Annotated in this window: 19 protein-coding genes; 7 read left to right on the top strand and 12 right to left on the bottom strand. The window is 64.2% G+C overall.

Going from position 1 to position 19,623, the window contains the following annotated elements:
• Positions 1 to 76 precede the first annotated feature (76 nt).
• A complete protein-coding gene (locus ACN9M1_RS11045; protein WP_426394331.1) occupies positions 77 to 1,018 on the top strand; it encodes a LysR substrate-binding domain-containing protein in 942 nt (313 codons plus the stop codon).
• A gap of 14 nt (positions 1,019 to 1,032) precedes the next feature.
• On the opposite strand, the gene ACN9M1_RS11050 is transcribed toward ACN9M1_RS11045, so the two are convergent.
• Together ACN9M1_RS11050 and ACN9M1_RS11055 are read right to left on the bottom strand one after the other, a co-directional pair.
• The gene (locus tag ACN9M1_RS11050) at positions 1,033 to 2,199 is read right to left on the bottom strand and encodes a metallophosphoesterase (RefSeq protein ID WP_426394332.1); all 1,167 of its coding nucleotides are present in this window, start codon (positions 2,197 to 2,199) and stop codon (positions 1,033 to 1,035) included.
• A gap of 101 nt (positions 2,200 to 2,300) precedes the next feature.
• A complete protein-coding gene (locus ACN9M1_RS11055; RefSeq protein ID WP_426394334.1) occupies positions 2,301 to 2,642 on the bottom strand; it encodes an RcnB family protein in 342 nt (113 codons plus the stop codon).
• A 300-nt stretch (positions 2,643 to 2,942) separates the two neighbouring features.
• Between ACN9M1_RS11055 and ACN9M1_RS11060 the strand changes: the two genes are divergently transcribed.
• Both ACN9M1_RS11060 and ACN9M1_RS11065 read left to right on the top strand, forming a co-directional pair.
• Positions 2,943 to 3,368, top strand: coding sequence for a universal stress protein (locus ACN9M1_RS11060; protein WP_426394335.1), 426 nt, complete (start codon positions 2,943 to 2,945; stop codon positions 3,366 to 3,368).
• A 114-nt stretch (positions 3,369 to 3,482) separates the two neighbouring features.
• Positions 3,483 to 4,124 (top strand): LysE family translocator, encoded by a 642-nt coding sequence (locus ACN9M1_RS11065; protein WP_426394337.1) that lies wholly within the window; start codon positions 3,483 to 3,485, stop codon positions 4,122 to 4,124.
• A 93-nt stretch (positions 4,125 to 4,217) separates the two neighbouring features.
• On the opposite strand, the gene ACN9M1_RS11070 is transcribed toward ACN9M1_RS11065, so the two are convergent.
• The 6 genes from ACN9M1_RS11070 to ACN9M1_RS11095 all read right to left on the bottom strand — a co-directional run bounded on the left by ACN9M1_RS11070 (position 4,218) and on the right by ACN9M1_RS11095 (position 8,451).
• Positions 4,218 to 4,445 carry a sulfurtransferase TusA family protein gene (locus ACN9M1_RS11070; RefSeq protein ID WP_021195565.1) on the bottom strand — a complete coding sequence of 76 codons (228 nt, stop codon included), beginning with the start codon at positions 4,443 to 4,445 and terminating at the stop codon, positions 4,218 to 4,220.
• A 47-nt stretch (positions 4,446 to 4,492) separates the two neighbouring features.
• A complete protein-coding gene (locus ACN9M1_RS11075; RefSeq protein WP_426394339.1) occupies positions 4,493 to 5,074 on the bottom strand; it encodes an NUDIX domain-containing protein in 582 nt (193 codons plus the stop codon).
• 32 nt (positions 5,075 to 5,106) lie between these two features.
• Positions 5,107 to 6,144: a threonine aldolase family protein gene (locus tag ACN9M1_RS11080; RefSeq protein ID WP_426394341.1), complete on the bottom strand. Its 1,038-nt coding sequence runs from the start codon at positions 6,142 to 6,144 to the stop codon at positions 5,107 to 5,109.
• 28 nt (positions 6,145 to 6,172) lie between these two features.
• Positions 6,173 to 6,361, bottom strand: a complete 189-nt coding sequence (locus ACN9M1_RS11085) for a 4-oxalocrotonate tautomerase (protein WP_426394343.1) — start codon at positions 6,359 to 6,361, stop codon at positions 6,173 to 6,175.
• Between the two features lie 14 nt (positions 6,362 to 6,375).
• Positions 6,376 to 7,161 carry a class II aldolase/adducin family protein gene (locus ACN9M1_RS11090; protein ID WP_426394345.1) on the bottom strand — a complete coding sequence of 262 codons (786 nt, stop codon included), beginning with the start codon at positions 7,159 to 7,161 and terminating at the stop codon, positions 6,376 to 6,378.
• Positions 7,162 to 7,236: 75 nt separating this feature from the next.
• Positions 7,237 to 8,451 carry a YbfB/YjiJ family MFS transporter gene (locus tag ACN9M1_RS11095; protein ID WP_426394346.1) on the bottom strand — a complete coding sequence of 405 codons (1,215 nt, stop codon included), beginning with the start codon at positions 8,449 to 8,451 and terminating at the stop codon, positions 7,237 to 7,239.
• 103 nt (positions 8,452 to 8,554) lie between these two features.
• Between ACN9M1_RS11095 and ACN9M1_RS11100 the strand changes: the two genes are divergently transcribed.
• The 3 genes from ACN9M1_RS11100 to ACN9M1_RS11110 all read left to right on the top strand — a co-directional run bounded on the left by ACN9M1_RS11100 (position 8,555) and on the right by ACN9M1_RS11110 (position 11,707).
• Positions 8,555 to 9,463, top strand: coding sequence for a LysR family transcriptional regulator (locus tag ACN9M1_RS11100; RefSeq protein WP_426394348.1), 909 nt, complete (start codon positions 8,555 to 8,557; stop codon positions 9,461 to 9,463).
• 70 nt (positions 9,464 to 9,533) lie between these two features.
• Positions 9,534 to 10,946 carry an NfeD family protein gene (locus ACN9M1_RS11105; protein WP_426394350.1) on the top strand — a complete coding sequence of 471 codons (1,413 nt, stop codon included), beginning with the start codon at positions 9,534 to 9,536 and terminating at the stop codon, positions 10,944 to 10,946.
• Positions 10,947 to 10,957: 11 nt separating this feature from the next.
• Positions 10,958 to 11,707 (top strand): slipin family protein, encoded by a 750-nt coding sequence (locus tag ACN9M1_RS11110; RefSeq protein WP_426394352.1) that lies wholly within the window; start codon positions 10,958 to 10,960, stop codon positions 11,705 to 11,707.
• A gap of 309 nt (positions 11,708 to 12,016) precedes the next feature.
• On the opposite strand, the gene ACN9M1_RS11115 is transcribed toward ACN9M1_RS11110, so the two are convergent.
• Positions 12,017 to 14,125 (bottom strand): TonB-dependent siderophore receptor, encoded by a 2,109-nt coding sequence (locus tag ACN9M1_RS11115; protein WP_426394353.1) that lies wholly within the window; start codon positions 14,123 to 14,125, stop codon positions 12,017 to 12,019.
• Between ACN9M1_RS11115 and ACN9M1_RS11120 the strand changes: the two genes are divergently transcribed.
• The gene (locus tag ACN9M1_RS11120; RefSeq protein ID WP_426398913.1) at positions 14,033 to 14,335 is read left to right on the top strand and encodes a hypothetical protein; all 303 of its coding nucleotides are present in this window, start codon (positions 14,033 to 14,035) and stop codon (positions 14,333 to 14,335) included. The genes ACN9M1_RS11115 and ACN9M1_RS11120 overlap by 93 nt on opposite strands.
• A 33-nt stretch (positions 14,336 to 14,368) precedes the next feature.
• Here ACN9M1_RS11120 and ACN9M1_RS11125 read toward each other — a convergent pair whose 3' ends face one another.
• From ACN9M1_RS11125 to alaS, 3 genes are all read right to left on the bottom strand, one after another.
• Complete coding sequence (locus ACN9M1_RS11125; protein ID WP_426394355.1) at positions 14,369 to 15,418, bottom strand: purine-nucleoside phosphorylase; 1,050 nt, start codon at positions 15,416 to 15,418, stop codon at positions 14,369 to 14,371.
• Entirely contained in the window at positions 15,415 to 16,521 is a 1,107-nt protein-coding gene (locus ACN9M1_RS11130) for a purine-nucleoside phosphorylase (protein WP_426394357.1), read from the bottom strand. Before ACN9M1_RS11130 ends, ACN9M1_RS11125 begins: the two co-directional genes overlap by 4 nt.
• A gap of 313 nt (positions 16,522 to 16,834) precedes the next feature.
• Positions 16,835 to 19,477: an alanine--tRNA ligase gene (gene alaS / locus ACN9M1_RS11135; RefSeq protein ID WP_426394359.1), complete on the bottom strand. Its 2,643-nt coding sequence runs from the start codon at positions 19,475 to 19,477 to the stop codon at positions 16,835 to 16,837.
• Positions 19,478 to 19,623: the final 146 nt, after the last annotated feature.

A 19,623-nucleotide genomic window follows, 5' to 3' on the forward strand; every position in this document is an offset into this window, starting at 1 on the left:
ACTTTCGCATAGTTATGGAAATGCACCCGATCCGACGATAAGCTAGGGGCTTCCTTCGCCTTTCCGAGCGTTCTTTATGCAACTCAAGTGGATCGAAGACCTCCTCGCCATCGAGCAGACGCGCAGTTTCTCCAGGGCATCGGAATTGCGCTTCGTCACGCAGTCAGCGTTGTCCCGCCGGGTGAAATCGCTGGAGGAATGGGTGGGCGTGGAGCTGGTGGATCGCGGCACCTACCCGATCGAACTCACCCCTGCCGGCAAGCGGTTCTGCGAGCAGAGCAAGGAATCGGTTGAAGCGCTGACGGACCTGCGCTCTCACCTGCGGCTCGAAGCGAAGATGCCGGGGCGCTCGATCCAGATTGTGGCCGGGCACACGCTCTCGCTCACATTTCTGCCGAAATGGCTCCAGCAATTTCATCAGCGAACCGGCGACTTCAACGCTCGCGTGGTGGCCGCCAATGTGCATGACGCGGTCATCGCGCTGGCCGAAGGCAGTTGCGACCTGATGATCGGCTACCACCATCCGCTGGCGCCGATCCTGCTGGATCGCGACAAATTTGCGAGCCTGACCCTGGGCCGTGAAGACTTCATCCCCGTGTCCGCGCCGGGCCTGCGCGGCGCACCGCTGTTCGCCCTGCCCGGCTCTGCCGCCGCACCGCTGCCCTATCTCGCCTACACCGCAACCACGTTCATGGGCCGCGTGGTCGACATGATCCTGAATAGCGCGGATCGCCCCCACCACCTGCGCAGTTGCTACGAGGCCGACATGGCGATGCTGCTGATGAAGATGGTCGTGGAAGGCTACGGTGTGGCGTGGCTACCCTTCAGCGCGGTTCGCGACGAGATCGAAGCCGGCCGACTGGTGCGCGCGGGTGGCGATGAATGGAGCACGCAACTGGAGATTCGCTCCTATCGCGCGGTATCGAATACCAACCCGACGATGCAGGACTTGTGGGCGTCATTGGAAGAAGCCGTGTCGGCAGAAGATGAACCGCGCACCCACGCCCATCCCCGCTAGGGCCACGCCGGCCGTCATTGCGCTGCCTTTTCCAGCCGCAGCAGCGTGATTTCCGACGGCGCGCCGAATCGCTTGGGGGGCCCCCAATAGCCGGTACCGCGGCTGGTGTAGACCCACAGCCGCCCGAGCTTATGCAGGCCTGCAGTGAAAGGCTGCTGCAGCGGCACAAACAGGCTCCACGGCCAGAACTGACCGCCATGCGTGTGCCCGGAAAGCTGCAGGTGAAAGCCAGCCTCTTCCGCCGCAGGCGCGCTGCGCGGCTGGTGCGCGAGCAGAATCGCCGGCACCACGCCGCCCGGTGAGCCCGACAGCGCCCGAGCCGGGTCACTGGCCTGGGACGCATCGAATTTTCCTGCGCTGAAATCGGTCACACCGGCTACGACGAATACCGCGCCTTCGTGCTCGAGCACAGCGTGCTCATTCATCAGCACCCGCATGCCAAGACGCTCAAACTCCGGCACCCACTGCGCCACGCCGGAGTAGTACTCGTGGTTGCCTGTCACCGCAAACACGCCATGGCGTGCGCGCATATCGGCCAGTGGCCCAATATGGGACCGCAGCACTTCCACGTCCCCATCCACCAAGTCTCCCGTAACCGCAATCAAGTCCGGGCCCAGGCTGTTAAGCCGCTCAACCACACCAGCAACATACGACTGCTTGATCGTCGGCCCGACGTGCAGATCGGTGATCTGCGCGATGGTGAAGCCGTGCAGCGGCTCCGGTAGCCCGTCGATCGGCACCGCCACATGCGCAACACGGGGAATGCGCCGTGCGTTGACATAGCCCACGAGCGTCACGAATGCGGCCAGCGCCGGCACCGCTAGCGTCAAGCCATGGCGCCACGACGCGGGCGTCAGAAGCAGCGCGATGTCTCGCAGCAGCGTCAACACCAGCAGTGATGAGAACAGCCCCATCAGCAACGCGCCCAGCCAATGGATGCGATCTGCCAGTTCGGTCGATCGCACGACAAAGCGTGCCGCCATGCCAAACGGAATCATCAAAGCCGATACGCACAAAAACACCACGCCCGCAGTCCACCCCGCGACGCCCAGGCCCAGATCGGGCAGCAGGCGCCAACCGATGTAAAGGTGCAAACCCGCCATCAGCGACAGCGCCGTCAGCAGAAAGCGGCTGACCCGTCGTGGCATGGTTGCTGTGCTGCCGTTGTTCTCTTCATTCATGCTTGTGCTGCTCCGCATTCTTGCGCTGACGGCGCGCCGCTTACAAAAAACCCGCGATGCCTTCGCAATCGCGGGTGTTCTTTTGCGCAACGGCCGCAGTGCTATCCGCCAATCGTCACGTTAAAGACGAACCCATCCGGGCGGACCAGGTAGTAGTCGCCGCCCACGCCGACCCAATGGTAACCGCGCGGCGGCGGTGCGAGCCGGTGCTCGCGCCAGTTGTCGATCATGTATTGGCGATCGCGGTATTCCGGCGGAATACGCTCGCCGCGATTCCAGCGGTGATACTCCATGCGATCGGCGCGGCGGTCCATGTCGACGCGCTCGTCGTGGCGCTCGCGGTCCCAGCGGTGATCACGGTCGCGGTCTTGTGCGTGGCCGGCCAGCGGCACAAGTGCCGAAATGGCCAGCATCAGCGACGTCAGGATCTTGGCTTTCTGCATTGATGTTCTCCCATGAAGCGTCCGGTCCATGCCAGACCTCGCTTGCAGTCTAGGCCCAACGACCCGCCAGGGCTGTCACCAATGCGGTTAAGGATGTAACGGAAGATTTGTGCGCCATTCGCCAGTTGGCCCCTGCGTGCCTTGCCCTTCCGTTGCGCCCCATTTACGCGCTTTTTATATGGCGCGTGATCTCTTTACAGCATCTTTGTGCGGCGATCCGTATAACGAAGCCACTCCCGGCAAGCGCGGGCGAACCCGACCTAACCCGCCGCCGCACATCCACCGTTCAAGGAACCCGCAATGCTCAAGCTTCTGGTCCCCGTCAATGGCTCACAACACGCGCTGGACGCCGTGCGCCATGCGGCGTTTCTCTACCGCGACCACTGTGCATCCGACATCGTGTTGCTCAACGTGCAAACTCCAATCGAGATGGGCCGCGCCAGCGCCTACCACTGCCTGGAGACTTTGCGAAAACTCGAAGAACAAAGCGGTGAAGACGCCCTGCGCCCGGCCCGTTACATCCTTGATGATGCCGACGCACCCTACGTCGCCCAGATCAAGATCGGCCCGGTGGCAGAAACGATTGCGCAAGCCGCGGCCGCCAACCAGTGCGACATGATCGTGATGGGCACGGCCGGACGCACGCCCATGGGCTCCTTCATGGCGGCGCGGCTATCGAATCGATTGATCCGCTTGTCGCCCGTGCCGGTCACGCTGGTGCGCTAACCACGCGGCAAGGACCGATACAGAATCGGTCAATTTTCTGAATTTCTGTACCTGTTGGTCGATTCGTGGCGGGTGCTAGCCTGCAAGCTCTTCCTCTCGTTTGCACGCTCCACCATGCCCACCTTCACCAACCTGCTTACCTTCGCCCTGGTCGCACTCGGCATGGTGCTCACGCCCGGCCCGAACATGATCTATCTGATCTCGCGTTCGATCTGCCAGGGGCGCAATGCGGGGTTGATCTCGCTGGCAGGCATCGCGACGGGCTTCGTCTTCTACATGCTCTGCGCCGCATTCGGTATCACGGCACTGCTGATGGCGGTGCCGTTTGCCTACGATGCGCTGCGCTTCGGTGGCGCGATCTATCTGCTGTACCTCGCCTGGCAGGCGGTGCGCCCGGGTGGTCGCGCGCCATTCCAGGTGCGTGAGCTGCCGGTGGATAGCCCGCGCAAGCTGTACACCATGGGCTTGCTGACCAGCATGCTCAACCCGAAGGTGGCAGTGCTGTATCTGTCGCTGCTGCCGCAGTTCATCGAGCCGGTACAAGGCAACCACGGCAGCGTGCTGGTGCAGTCGGTTTGCCTCGGCATCACGCAGATCTGCGTGAGCGTGACGGTCAATTCCATGATCGCCGCCACGGCCGGCAGCATTGCCGCGCTCCTGTCACGCAAGCCGAGCTGGCTGTCGATGCAACGCTATTTGATGGGCTCGGTGCTGACCGGCCTAGCGCTGCGCATGGCGATGGAAGCACGCAAGTAACGCCAACAAAGCACAAACCCGCGCTCCAAACGACTGCGGGGCGATCCGGCAAGTGGTCCGGATCGCCCCGCAGTGTTTTTGTGCGCTGCGCGTTTAGCGACGGCGCATGTAGAACGTGAAAACCTTATCGTGCTCGCTGTGCTCCAGCAGTTCGTTGCCGGTCTGTTTGGCGAACGCCTGGAAGTCGCGCGTTGCGCCCGGGTCGGTGGCGAGAATCTTGAGCACGTCGCCGCTTTGCATGTCGGCAAGCGCCTTCTTCGTGCGCAGGATGGGCAGCGGGCAGTTCAGGCCACGCGCGTCAACTTCCTTCTGGAACTCCATGTCTTCCTCTGTGGTGCGGGTGAGCAGCAGCGTGCCGCCCACGTGAATCATTCAGCTATTGTAACGAGCCGCGTCGGCTGCCACTGACGCGGCTGCGGCTCGGCGGGTTCGCCGGTGCGAATGTCGATGTAGCTGACCGGCAAGCCGCGTGCCGTCAGGAAATCCGCCACGGCATAACCGGTGCCCGCAGGCCACGGGCGCACCTTGTCGAACGGCTTCAGGCGGTATTCGGCCAGCTCTTCCGACAGCGCAATCTCGCCATCGGCCACCACGTGGTACGCGATGATCAGTTCGTTCTTGCGGATGAACTCGTACACGCCGATCAATGAGATCGACTGCGCATCGAGATTCGTCTCTTCCTTCAGCTCGCGCGCGATGCCTTCTTCCGGCGTCTCATCGCGCTCCATGAAGCCGGTGACAAGCGCGAACATGCCTTCGGGCCACTGCGCATTGCGCGCCAGGAACATCTGTCCGCGATACTCCACCACCGCCGCCAGCACCGGCAACGGGTTGTTCCAGTGGACGAAGCCGCAGTCCGGTGCCGGGCATGCGATGCGCAGGCGGCCGGCGTTGTGTTGCTCGACAAGCGGCGTGGCGCATTGCGGGCAAAAGCGGTAGTCGAAGCTCATGGTGATGAGGTCAGCGGGTTGACGACGTTGAATCAGGCGGCTTGCTCGCACGCAAGCCGGATGTCGGCGGCGAAGGCTTCCACCGTTTCGGGCTGCACGTCCCACGAACACATCAGGCGGCAACCGCCCGCACCGATGAACGTGTAGAACTTCCAGCCACGCGCACGCAGCGCTTCGATGGCAGGCAGCGGCAACTCGGCAAACACCGCGTTGGATTCGGTCGGGAACATGATGCGCACGCCGGGCACATCGAGGATGCGCGAATGCAGCAACTGCGCCATCGCGTTGCCGTGGCGCGCATTGCGCAACCACACGTCGTTCTCCAGCAAACCGAGCCACGGCGCGGAGATGAAGCGCATCTTGGAAGCGAGTTGCCCCGCTTGCTTGACGCGATAGGCAAAGTCCTCAGCCAGACGGCGGTCAAAGAAGACGACCGCCTCGCCCACCGGCAGACCATTCTTCGTGCCGCCGAAGCAGAGCACGTCCACGCCTGCGCGCCAGGTGATTTCCGAGGGATGTACGCCGAGCGACGCCACCGCGTTAGCGAAGCGCGCGCCGTCCATGTGTACACGCAACTGGCGGCGCTTGGCGATTGCCGCAATCGCGCGCACTTCTTCCACCGTGTAGACCGTGCCCACTTCCGTCGACTGCGTAAGCGACACAACCTTGGGCTTGGGGTAGTGGATATCCGTGCGGCGCGTGACCAACGCTTCCACTGCGTCGGGCGTGAGTTTGCCGTTCTCGCCCTTGGCGGTCAGCAGCTTGGAGCCGTTGGAGAAAAACTCGGGGCCACCGCATTCGTCCGTCTCGATATGCGCGAGCTCGTGGCAGATAACCGAGTGGTACGACTGGCACAGCGATGACAGCGCCAGCGAATTGGCCGCCGTGCCGTTGAAGACGAAGAAGACTTCGCAGTCGGTCTCGAACAGGTCACGGATGCGATCGCACACGCGCTGCGTCCAGGAATCATCGCCATACGCGGGCTCGTGGCCGCTGCCGTTGGCTTCCAGGAAGTACTTCAGCGATTCCGGGCAGAAGCCCGCATAGTTGTCGGAGGCGAAGTGTTGCATGGCGGCAGGCATGGGATAAGCGTGCGAATTATTTCTGCTCAGACCACAACACGCCACCGGTGGCCCAGTTCTCGCGCTTGACCTCGGCAATGATGATGTCGACCGCGCCCGGGGCACAGCCGAGGGTTTCGCAGGTCACGCGCGTCACTTCTTCAACGAGCTTCTTCTTTTGCTCGACGGTACGGCCTTCGAACATCTCGATATGGAAAGTCGGCATGGGGTCTCCGGTCGTCAGTCTCGATAGGAAGCGTCGATTTTATCCAGTTTGCGCAACAGGGCTGGCCACTCCATCACACCCTCGATGGCGCCACCGTCTTCGAGTTGTTCGGCAGCGCGGTCGGCCACTTGCGGTGTGGGCGAGACAACCTCGCCGGCCGTCAGCGCCTGGATCTGGATTTCGCACGCCTTGATGAGGGTGGCCATCAGCACGTGCGCTTCGGCCACGGTGCGCCCGATGGTGAGTGTGCCGTGGTTGCGCAGCAGCATAGCGAACTGGGCCCCAAGCGATGCGGTCAGGCGCATGCCCTCTTCCCGCGTAAAGGCGAGGCCCTCGTAGTCGTGATACGCGATGCGCTTGTGAAAACGCAGCGCATGCTGCGACAGCGGCAGCAACCCGTGCGTCTGCGCGGACACGGCAATGCCCGCCGTGTTGTGCAGGTGGATCACGCAATGCGCATCGGGCCGCGCGGCGTGCACGGCAGCGTGCAGCGCAAAGCCCGTCACGTTGACGGACGGACGCGTGACGGCATCGGGCCAATTGCCGACGAGCTGGCCCGCACCGTTGATCTTCACCAGGTTGGATGCGGTGATCTCGTCGAACGACAAGCCAAAGGCGTTGATGAGGAAGTGGTCCGGCTCGCCCGGTACGGTGGCCGAGAGATGCGTGTAGATCAGGTCATCCCAGCCGTTGAGCGCGGCCAGACGATAGGCGGCTGCCAAGTCGACACGCACGGCGCGCTCGGCCTCGCTGATCTCGCCCCCGGGCACGACAGCGCCGGGGCGCAGGGCAAAAGACATGGGGCTCCTCCAATGGAGGAGGCATTCTAGAACGTGCGTGCCGATCGTGTAGCCACGCGCGCTACATGGTGTCCATCACGCACGTATGGGGGAAACACGCTTGACGGCGATGAAGATCGCCACGCCCACCACCAGCGACACCGCCGCCACCGCCAGCGAGGCATTGAAGCCGCCCGTGGCCGCAAACAGCCGGTTTGCCAGCGGCGGCCCCACGATCTGACCGATACCGTATGCCGCCGTCATCAAACCCATCAGACGCGGCGCGGCATGCGGCCACAGGCGACGCGCCTCGCGCATGGCGAACAGCGTGATGGCAGTGAATGGCAGACCGAGCAGCGTACTGGAGAGCGCCAGCCCCGCCACTGTCGGCAAGACGATGCTCACTGTCACGGCAACCGCCTGCATGGCATACGCGGTGGCCAGCAGCGCGCGGTTGTCGCGTGCAAGGCTGATCCGCGTGGAAAGAAATGCGCCGAGTGCCACGCCCGCGCCGAACATCGGCCAGAACAGATCGGGCCAGATGGACCCGGCTGGCAGCACCTTGCGCGCAATCACCGGCAGGAACGTCGCGGTGATGATGTAGCCGAAACCGGCCAGGCCATAGGCGAGCGTGATGGCCGTGGTAGATACATCCAGGCCGGGCGTCGCGCCAGATGTGGTCCGTGCGGGCCCAATATGCGAGCGGGCTTGCGGCCGGATGGTTGGCCACACCGCAGCCGAGAGCAGCGCCGACAGCGCACCGAACGCCAGCCACGCCGATGTCGCATGCCAGCCCAACGCCACCATGCCGCTGGCCGCCAGGCCTGGAAGGGCAATCCCCAGCCCCGGCCCGCAAAAGATGATGCCGCCCAGCGCCGCATGCCCAAGTTCGGTCAGCTTGTGCAGACACCAGCCCGCGGTGAACACGAAGACCAACGCGCTGATCATGCCGGCCGCAAAGCGCAGCGCGAGCCACGCGGGCTGGCCTTGCAGCACGCCCATCCCTGCCGTAAGCAAGACCGTCGCTGCCAGACCAATACGAATGAAACGCGCCGCGTCGCCGCGCAACGCCATGCAGGCCAGCGCACCCACGAAATAGCCCAGGTAGTTGCCGGTGGCCAGCCAACTCCCCTGCGCGAGCGTCAGGCTGCCGTCGCGCAGCATCATCGGCAGGATCGGCGTAAAGGCGAAACGACCGATGCCCATCGCCACCGACAGCGCCACCATGCCCGCGATCGCCACGCGCCAGGCGGTGGCGCGCTGGTGCTGCGCAGCGGCAAAGGTCGAGGGCGACGACAGGGTGTGCTCCATGGAATAGCTCGGGATGACGGCATCGGTACTGCATCGTACGCAGCACCGATCATCATGAAAAATGAATTATATTGAACGAACCCATTAGCATTTGAGATACATCATGGATCTGGCCTCGCTCGAGATTTTCCGCACGGTAGTGCGCGAAGGCGGCGTCACACGTGCGGCGCAGCAGTTGAACCGCGTGCAGTCGAACGTGACGACGCGCATCCGCCAGTTGGAGGCCTCGCTCGGCGTGCAGCTGTTCGTGCGCGAGAGCAAACGCATGGTGCTCACCCCCGCCGGCCAGACGCTGCTGACCTACGCCGACGACATCCTCCGACTGGCGTCCGAAGCGCGGCAGGCCGTGCAGCCGAGCGAGCCGCATGGGCGCTTGCGCATCGCCTCGATGGAAAGCACCGCCGCCAGCCGCCTGCCTACCCTGCTGGCCACGCTGCACCAGCGCTGGCCGCGCGTACAGCTTGAACTGGTGACGATGACCACGCGCCAGTCGCTTCAAGCGCTATCGAACTTCGAGGTGGACTGCGCATTCGTGGCCGAAACCGCCTGCCTGGCCAACACGCGCGCGGCGATGACCACGTTGCCCGCCTTTGCCGAAGAGTTGGTACTGATCGCCCACCGCGCGCATCCGCCCATCCGCCGCGCCACTGACGTGCAAACCGCCGCCCTCCTTGGTTTCGAACCCGGCTGCGCGTATCGGCAATTGATCGAAGACTGGTTCGCTGCCGACGGCGTGGTGCCGTCGCGCGTGCTGGAGCTGGGTTCGTACCACGCCATCATCGCGTGTGCGGCGGCGGGCATTGGGGTGGCGCTGGTGCCGCGCTCGGTGTTGGAGCTGTACACCAATGCGCCGGAGATCAGCGTGCACGCGCTCGGCAAACCGGGCCGCGTCGACACCGTGCTGGCCTGGCACCGCGACATGACCGGCCCCGCCCTGCAAGCGCTGCTGCAGGTGCTGCGCGAACCGCATGCCGAGGCAGGTACGCCCATCAGCGAGGCCATTGCTGCCTAAACTGAATGGAGCACGTGGACCGCGCCGCCGGTCTAATCTGTCAAGCGCGGCAAGTACGACGGAGGCGCCTATGCGACCGTCAACGGTGTCAGAGTGGACGCGGCAATGGGTGGGCAGGCTAGCGGCAATCATCATTGCCGCGTGGAGCAGCCTTGCCATGGCAGCCGCGCCGGTGGTGGTGCTGCCGCTCAACGGCGCCATCGGGCCGGCCAGCGCGGCCTATGTCGTCCACGGGTTGCAGCAGGCGCGCGAGCAAGGCGCACAACTTGTCGTGCTGCAGATGGATACGCCCGGCGGGTTGGATGCGTCGATGCGGCAAATCATCCAGGCGATCCTTGCCTCGCCGGTGCCGGTCGCAGGCTATGTGGCGCCGGGTGGTGCACGGGCGGCAAGCGCCGGCACGTACATCCTCTACGCCTGCCACATTGCCGCGATGGCGCCAGCCACCAATCTGGGCGCGGCGTCGCCGGTGTCCATTGGCATCGGTGGGCATGCGCCCAGTCCGCCAAGTCCGGGGGATGCAGCCAAACCGGCCAGCGCCCCCGCTGCATCGTCCAGCAACGAAGAGACCCTCGCCCGCAAGCAGATGCACGACGCGGCGGCGTACATCCGCGGCCTCGCGCAACTGCGTGGCCGCAACGCCGACTGGGCCGAACGCGCCGTCCGCGAGGCCGTCAGCCTGGACGCGCCCGAAGCCGCGAACCTGCACGTGATCGACCTCATCGCCAGCGACATCCCCGACCTGCTCAAGCAAGTGGAGGGGCGCGCGCTGCGTACGTCTGCCGGTCTCGTCACGCTGCACACGGCTAGCGCACCAACCCTTGTGTTGGAGCCCGACTGGCGCAACCACTTCCTCGGCGTCATTACGGACCCGAGCCTCGCGCTGTTGCTGCTGACAGTGGGCGTGTATGCGCTGATCTTCGAGTTCTCGACGCCGGGGATGGTGGTGCCCGGCATCCTGGGCGCGATGTGCATTCTGGTGGCGCTGTATGGGCTGCAGATGCTGCCGATCAACTACGCGGGGCTGGCGCTGATTGCGCTAGGCCTGGGCTGCATGGTGGCCGAGGCGTTTCTGCCGACGTTTGGCGCGCTGGGCGTAGGCGGCATCGTGGCGTTCGTGCTTGGCGCGGTCATGTTGATCGATACGCAAACGCCCGGCTTTGGTGTGCCGCTGCCGCTCATCATCGGGCTGGCCTTTGTGAGCCTGACCGTCGTGCTGGCGGTCTCCAGCCTGGCGGTGCGTGCGCGACGCCGGCCGATGGTCACGGGCGGCGACACGCTCATCGGCATGACGGGTGAAGTGGTTGACGTCGATACATCGGGCGTCGATGCCGACAGCGACGGCTGGGCGCGCATCCACGGCGAACGCTGGCGTGTGCGCTGCGACGCTGGCATGGCGCGTGGCGATCAGGTTCGCGTGGTCGCGCGACATGGCTTGACGCTGCTGGTGGAACCCGCCGAACCCGTGGCGGCTTCCGCATAAGGAGAAACAACATGGTCTACGGATTTTTCAGCGCAGGCGGCCTGATCTTTCTGGCTGTGCTGCTGGTCATCTCGTCGTTTCGGGTGCTGCGTGAGTACGAGCGCGGGGTGGTGTTTCTGCTCGGCCGGTTCTGGCGTGTGAAGGGACCAGGGCTGGTGCTGATCGTGCCGGCTATTCAGCAGATGGTTCGCGTGGACCTGCGCACCGTGGTGATGGACGTGCCGCCGCAGGATGTGATCTCGCACGACAACGTGTCGGTCAAGGTGAATGCGGTGGTGTACTTCCGGGTGGTCGATCCGGAGCGCGCGATTATTCAAGTCGCCAATTTTCTGGAAGCGACCAGCCAGCTTGCGCAGACCACGCTGCGGGCGATTCTCGGTAAGCACGAATTGGATGAGATGCTGGCGGAGCGCGAGAAACTGAACCTTGATATTCAGAAGGTGCTCGACATTCAGACCGACCCGTGGGGAATCAAGATTGCCAATGTGGAGATCAAGCATGTCGACTTGAATGAATCGATGGTCCGGGCGATTGCGCGGCAGGCTGAAGCCGAGCGCGAGCGGCGGGCCAAGGTGATTCATGCTGAAGGGGAACTGCAGGCTTCGGAGAAGCTGCTGGAGGCGGCGCGGATGCTGGCGCAGCAGCCTGAGGCGATTCAGCTGCGCTATCTGCAGACGTTGACGCAGATTGCGGGGGATAAGAGTTCTACGATTGTGTTTCCGTTGCCGATGGAGGTGTTGGGGGCTTTGAAGAAGGGTTAGTGTTTCGGTTGAGCGTTAGTGGTGCATCCCTTGTTTCATCCCCTGCCGGGGCTGACTCACTTTCTTTGTCTTGCCAAAGAAAGTAAGCAAAGAAAGGCGCGCCCGATGCGGCGAAAGACTCCTTGAATTTCCGTGACCGTGCGGGGAAGGAGGCAAACTCGCTTCGCTCAGACAAGCCTCCTTCCTTTTTCCGCCCGCTCACAAAAATTCAAGGCGCCGCATAGGGCAGGAACGTCAAAGGCCACACCATCTCCATGCGAGTGTTAGCGCGACGGTTAGCGCGTTGCACTGCCCTGCCCCGCCCTGCAATCACAGGTCGATCTTCATGGCTAGCTTGAACAGACGCGGGGCGCCCATCGACAGGCGGTTGTTACCCGCCCCTGCCCAGTAGCGCTTGTCGGTCAGGTTGTCGACGTTCAATTGCAGCGTGGTGCGTTTGCCCGAGAGGCGCGTGACGTAGCGCACGCCGGCGCTGAAGAGCGTGGTGCCGCCGAGCTCGGCTTGGTTGGCATCATTCACCGGGCGTGGACCGAGGTAGTAGGCGCCAGCGTTGAGCGACACCGAGCGCAGCATCGGCAGCGTGTATTCCGCGAAGAGGCTGGCGGTGCTGCGTGGTGTGTTCTCGGGTGTCTTGCCGTCGAGGCCGTTTCCAACGCCGCGGAACTTGGCATCTGTCCAACCGGCAGAAGCGAGTAGCGACAGGTCTTTGGTGACGCGGCCTTGCGCTGTCAACTCGACACCGCGGATGCGCTCGCGGCCGTCTTGCACAAAGAGGTTCGCGTCGTTGGTATAGCTCGCGGCGCGGTCGATGTCGTACACGGCGGCGGCGAGTTGCGTGCCGGCTGGGGTTTCGTAACGCACGCCCACTTCCTTCTGTTCACTCAATGCGGGCGGCATCGCCACGTTGGCGTTGGCGGCGGTATTCGGTGCGCGTGCCCCGGCTTCCAGGCCTTGCGCGTACGACGCATACGCTGACAACGTCGGCGTGAACTTGTAGATGACCGCGCCCAGCGGCGTGGTCTTGCTGGCTTCGTAGCGGTTGGGCGCTTGCTCGCTGGTGTAACGCGTGTAGCGCAGGCCGGCGATCACCTGCCAGTGCTCCGACAAGGTCATGCGGTCCATCGCGTAGACGCCCGTGTCGACGGCGCGTTGCTCGGCGGTAAAGCCGGTGCCGGTGGTGGGCAGCCAGCCGAGGTCGACCGGGTTGTACAGGTTCTGCGCACCGCTAAAACGATCGGAATACACCGCCGCCTGGCGCATGTCAGAACGCGCCACACCAAAGGTCAGGTCGTGCGTGATCCAGCCCGTCTTCTCGGTGCCGTTGATGTCGGCGCGCACGTGGCTGGTGTTCCAGCGGCCGCTCTGGCGTTGGCCGGACAGCGTGCCCGCGCCCGTCACCGGGTTCGTCAGGCGAAATTCCGAGAATGCCCGCGAGCGTGCGGTCTCCGACATGCCGCCTTCCACCGTCAGCAGCCACGCATCGTTGAGCGCGTAGTCGGCGCGCAGCAATGCGTTGGTGTTGTTGCCGTCAAAGTCGGCCCAGCCGGGCGCGATGCGCTTGGTCGGGTCCGGCATTGCAGGCAGGGCAATCACGCCGTTCCTGGCGGCTGGCAACGTCACCACGGATTGCTCGGTGACGACCTTGCGCGAGTACTCCACATCGGCCTTCAGGTTCAGGCGGCTGTTGACCTTCCAGTCGAGCGCCACAGCAGCCAGTTGGCGCGTGCCGTCGATGCCGCTCGTGGGCGATTGCAGCGAACCGCCGGCCGCGTTGAAGCGGATGCCGTACTGGTTGTCTTCACCGAAGCGGCGGCCCACGTCAACGGTGCCGATGGCCGTGCCGTTGCCGTCGATCTGCATGCCCAGCGTAGTGACGGGCGTATTGCCCGCGCGCTTGGTGACGAGGTTCACGACGCCGCCCGGCGTGGTGTAGCCGTAGTACAGCGCCGACACGCCCTTGAGCACCTCCACACGTTCCTTGTCTTCCAGCGGAATGGCCGTGAGCGCCGGAATCGGCATCGAGCCGTTGAAGCGGAAGTTGGTGCGGTTTTCCAGCGTGACGCCTCGGATGGCAAGGTTGTCGAAGGTTTCGCCGGAAAGCTGCTGGCGCGTGACGCCCGCCGTGTTACGAAGCGCGTCAAACAGTGACGCGTCCTGTTGCGCATCCAGCGCCTCGCGCGTCACCACGTTCACCGTGGCAGGGATGTCGCGCAGGGCCATGCCGCGAAACGCGCCTACCTCGGCCGTGGTGGCTGCAAAGCCGCGTTGGCTGCGCGCGGTGACGGTGGTTTCGTCCAGGTCGACCTTGGCGAGGTCGGCGGCGGGTTGGACTTCGTCAGCGCGGGCCAACGTGGAAACGGCGAGAGGAATGGCGGCAAGCGCGCAGGACAATGCGCGGGCCACGAGACGGCAGGTCATCGCAGGCAACGGATCAATCAGGATTGGCGAAACCGGGCGCGCGGCAATGCGCTGGGAAAAGAAAAATGCGCCGCAATACAACACAGCGCGTCGATCCATTGGCTGGCAGGTGAAAACCCGCTGGCTCGCCCGGTAGAAGCGATGGCCAGCGATCAGGCTAGATACCTGCGCCACCCATCAAATGAGAATGATTCGCATTATAAACATTGAAGTGTGATGTAAGCAACGGTTAGATCGTCAATTTCAATTCGCTGGCACCCCCTGCTTCCATTGCGGCCAGCGGTTCACGATGTCGTCCAGCAACGGCTTGGCCGCGTTGACGAGGTTGTGCGTGGCCGGCACGAAACCGCCCTGCTGCGCGTAGTTGATGAGGCCATCGGAAGCGGTCTGGCCATCGTAGGGGCGGTCAAAGTCAGACCCCGAGCGCAGCAGCGCCACGCGGCTGAAATCCACCTTGCCCGCACGGGCGCCGCGCGTGAGCACTTCCAGCGTGGCGTTGTCCTCCTGCGCGGTGGTGCAGTAGGTGCCCTTGTTGTCGGTCATCGTCTTCACCCAGTCACGTGCGCGCTGACCCAGGTTGCGGCCGGCCCACCATGTGTCGGCGGAAGCCACATCGCACTGGATGACCGCGGGCGGCTGGTTGGCCGGCGCGTATGCGTAGTTCTTGCGGAAGGCGACGGCCTCGGGGCTGTCTTCCAGCGTGGCGGATTTCGACAACGTAAAGGCGCGCTGCAACAGCGTCTCGTTCAGCTGGAACACCTCGGTGCGGTAGTCCATCGGCGGCTTCTCGCCCGGGCCCTTGGTGCCGATGCCGAAGTAGCCGTACGGCCAGCCGGCGGGCATTTCACGTGCGTCGATCTCGTGCGACAAACCGTAGTCCACCGCATAGCGTGCCCACGCCGCCGAGCCCAATGTCCCCTGCCCCGGGTCGATGCCCGCAATGCCGGCGATGACGAAGTAGGTGTGTGTCAGGTCGAGCTTGCTGCGATACAGCAGCGCAGAGATGGTGGACGCCGCATTCGCGTAACCCATGCCCGTGGTCACCTGGCAGATGCCGTCGTAGTTGCACAGCATGTTGGGCGCGTCGGGCGACAGGCCAGAGATTGCGACCTTCTCCTTCAGGTCATAGCGGTCAATAAAGGGCTGGGCTTCGCCCTGGAACATGTTGATGACGATGACTTTCACGCCGTCATACGCGCAACTGTTCAACGTGAGTGCTGCCGCGCCCACGGCGCACAGCTTGGCGATCGTACGCAAACGAGGCATGGGCATCTTGAGTCGGGAATCGATCATGGCGAGGGCACTCCGTGTTTCCACACGCTCCAGCGCGTGACGATCTCGTTGACCAGCGGACCGCCCGCCAGATAGAGGTTGTTGAGCGACGGCACGAACCCGCCCGAGTTGCTGTTGACCAGCGAGTCATACGGCGTCTGCCCCGGATACGGTCGATCAAAGTTCGACGCAGTGCGCAGCACGGCCACGCGCTGCAGATCGAGCAAGCCAGCCTTGGACCCACGCGTGAGCGCTTCAAACGTGGCGTTGTCTTCCTGCTGCGTGGTGCAGTAGGTGCCCTGGCCGTCAGTCAGCAGCTTCACCCACGCGGCTTCGCGCTCGCCCAGCTTGGCGCCGTGCCAGTAGGTATTGCCGGCAGCCGTATCACACTGCACGACCTTGGGCGGCTGGTTGGCCGGGGCGCTCGGGTAATTGGCGCGATAGGCGCGCGCGGTGGCGTTGTCATCCAGCACCGCGTTCTTTGAGAGCGCCAGCGCTTGCTGCAGCAGCGCCTCGTTCACGCGGAAGACCTCCGTCTTGTAGTCCAGCGGCGGCTTTTGCCCCGGCCCTTGCGTGTTGATGCCGATGAAACCGTTGGGCCAGTTGGCGGGCACCTCGCGCGCATCGATCTCCCAGGCGAGGTCGCTGTCCACTAGGTAACGCGCCCACGCAGCCGAGCCCAATGTGCCTTGCGACGGATCGATCCCGGCAATGCCCGCCACCAGGAAGTACGTGCGCTGCAGGTCAAACTGTCCGCTGTAGATCAGCGCCGACACCGACGACGCGGCATTCGCCTTGCCCATGCCGGTGGTGAGCTGGCAGACATCGTTGGCGTTGCAGTGCACGTTCGGGTAGTCGACCGACAGGCCCGGCACTGGCACGTCTTGCGTGAGGCCCAGCTTGTCGATCCACGGCTGCGCCTCGGGCGCAAACATGCTGATGATCAGCACCTTGACCTTGCGTGCGTGCGACTCGGGCGCGAGTTGCGCCACAGGCTGCGTCGACGCGCCAATGCCGGCCGCCACCAATACACCGGCAGCGATCGCCCGTAGCAATCGTTTGCTGCGCCGCGAGGCCGATGGCTCGGGCGGCACAGCGTCGACCTTCTCGGATAGGACGCTCATGGTTCTCCTCGGATTTGGGGATAGGGATGGGTACACCAGCGCTGCGGGGAACAGCGCGCGCAACCGATGCAAGTTGCCTGCCAGTTATCACGGAGGCACGCAATCACGACAGAAGCGGCTGCGTTTCCCCGGTATAGGCGATGGCACAACCGCCCTCCACTCCCTGCCATCAGCACCACAACTTGCTTTGTCGCCCTATACAAGTCACCTTCGCGTGCGCTGTACCTCCGGTTGAGCCCCAAAACAAAACGGCGCGCGCCCCGTTGCCGGGAACGCGCGCCGTTCAGCGCATCCGATTGAAAGCGTTACAACATCACACCTTCTGCTGCACCCATGCGGCCACACCGGCCAGCGCTTGCGGCAGCTTCTCCGGCTCGGTACCGCCAGCCTGGGCCATGTCCGGGCGGCCACCGCCCTTGCCGCCAACCTGCTGGGCGACAAAGTTGACCAGCTCGCCGGCCTTGACCTTGGCCGTGGCGTCAGCCGTCACGCCCGCAATCAGCGCGACCTTGCCGTCGCTCACGCTGCCCAGCACGATGGCGGCGGTCTGCAGCTTGTCCTTGAGCTTGTCCATGGTCTCGCGCAGCGTCTTGGCATCGGCACCGTCGAGCTTGGCGGCCAGCACCTTGATACCGGCCACGTCCACGGCCTGGCTCACCAATTCGTCGCCCTGGCTGGCGGCCAGCTTCGACTTCAGGCGCTCCAGTTCCTTCTCCAGCGTCTTGACCTGATCCTGTACCTGGCCGATACGCTGCGTCAGCTCCGACGGCTGCGCACGCAGTGCGGCAGCGGCTTCGTTGATGCGTGTGTCGAGCGTCTGCAGGTAGTGCAGCACGTTGTCACCGGTGATGGCTTCCACGCGGCGAATACCTGCTGCCACACCCGATTCGCCCACGATCTTGAACAGGCCGATGTCACCGGTGCGCGCCACGTGGGTGCCGCCGCACAGTTCCTTCGACGTGCCGATCGACAGCACGCGCACTTCGTCGCCGTACTTCTCGCCGAAGAGGGCCATCGCACCGTTCTTGACCGCATCGTCAAAGCCCATGAGTTGGGCGCTGGTGGCGGCGTTGGCGAAAATTTCGGCGTTGACGCGTGCTTCCACTTCGCGGATCTGCAGCGGCGTCATCGGCGCGTTGTGCGAGAAGTCGAAACGCGTCTTGTCGGCATCGACCAGCGAGCCCTTCTGCTGCACGTGGCTGCCCAGCACTTCGCGCAGCGCCTTGTGCATCAGGTGGGTGGCCGAATGGTTGCGCATGGTGCGTGCACGGCGCACAGCGTCCACTTCCGCGGCCACGGCATCGCCAACCTTCAGCACGCCGGTGCGCAACTCGCCGTGGTGGCCGAAGACTTCCGGCTGCACCTTGAGCGTGTCGGCCACGTCAAACCAGACGGTGGCAGCCTTGAGCGTGCCTTGGTCGCCCACCTGACCGCCCGATTCGGCATAGAACGGTGTGTGGTCCAGCACCACCACGCCGGTCTGGCCCGGGTGCATTTCCTTGACCGACGCGCCGTCGACAAACAGCGCCGTCACGCGCGCGGTGTCGCGTACGAGCTGGTCGTAGCCGTGGAAGGTGGTCTTGTCGCCGGTGTAGTCGAGCGTGCCGGCAGCCAGCTTGAACTTGCCGGCGGCGCGTGCCTGCTCGCGCTGGCGGTTCATGGCGGCGTCAAAGGCGGCTTCGTCGACGATCACGTCGTTCTCCCGGCAGACGTCTTGCGTCAGGTCCAGCGGGAAACCGTAGGTGTCGTGCAGCTTGAAGGCGAGTTCGCCGTCGAGCATCTTGGCGCCCGACGTCTTCAGTTCGCCCAGCGCGGCGTCGAGGATCGACATGCCGTGCTCGATGGTCTCGAAGAAGCGCGTTTCTTCCGTGCGCAGCACCTCGACCACGCGGTCGCGCGCGTCGCGCAGTTCCGGATAGGCCTCGCCCATCTGCGCGACGAGGTCGTCCACCAGCTTGTGGAAGAACGGCGTGCGGCAACCCAGCTTGTAGCCATGGCGGATGGCGCGGCGGATGATCCGGCGCAGCACGTAGCCGCGGCCTTCATTGCCCGGGATCACGCCGTCGACGATCAGGAACGAGCACGCGCGGATGTGGTCCGCAATCACGCGCAGCGAGTTGTTCGACAGATCCTTGGTGTTGGTCTCACGCGCGGCGGCAGCGATGAGCGCCTGGAACAGGTCGATCTCGTAGTTGCTGTGCACGTGCTGCAGGATGGCAGCCAGGCGCTCCATGCCCATGCCGGTGTCCACACAGGGCGCGGGCAGCGGAGTCAGCGTGTATTCGCCGGTAGCCGGATCGAGCTGGCGGTCGAACTGCATGAACACGTTGTTCCAGATCTCGATGTAGCGGTCGCCGTCGGCTTCCGGGCTTCCCGGGGGGCCGCCCCACACGTCCGGGCCGTGGTCGTAGAAGATTTCCGAGCACGGGCCGCACGGGCCGGTTTCGGCCATCTGCCAGAAATTGTCGGAGGCGTACGGCGCGCCCTTGTTGTCGCCGATGCGCACGACGCGCTCGGGCGGCAGGCCGATCACCTTGGTCCAGATGTCGTAGGCCTCATCGTCGGTCTGGTAGACGGTGGCCCACAGCTTGTCGGCCGGCAGCTTGTATTCCTTGGTCAGCAGTTCCCACGCCCAGGTGATGGCGTCGAGCTTGAAGTAGTCGCCGAACGACCAGTTGCCGAGCATCTCGAAGAACGTGTGGTGACGCGCGGTGTAGCCGACATTTTCCAGATCGTTGTGCTTGCCGCCGGCGCGCAGGCAGCGCTGCACAGAGGCCGCACGCACGTACGGGCGCTTGTCGGTACCGAGAAAGACGTCCTTGAACTGCACCATGCCGGAGTTGGTGAACAGCAGCGTCGGGTCATTGCCCGGCACCAGCGGCGAGGAGCGCACCACGGTGTGGCCCTTGCCCTCAAAGAAGGTCAGGAATTTTTGGCGGATATCGGAGGCTTTCATGTCGCGGGGTGCCGGAGTCAGCATTGCGCCCGGGAGCGATGGCTCCGGAGCGCCTTGGATTAGTGCAAACCGTTGATTATACGGGGTTCGTGCCCTATTCGCGCCCATTCGTCGCATGGGGTTAGAGGGACCCCGAGGCGTGGTGT

The organism is Ralstonia sp. R-29, assembly GCF_049913345.1.
Taxonomy (GTDB): Bacteria; Pseudomonadota; Gammaproteobacteria; order Burkholderiales; family Burkholderiaceae; genus Ralstonia.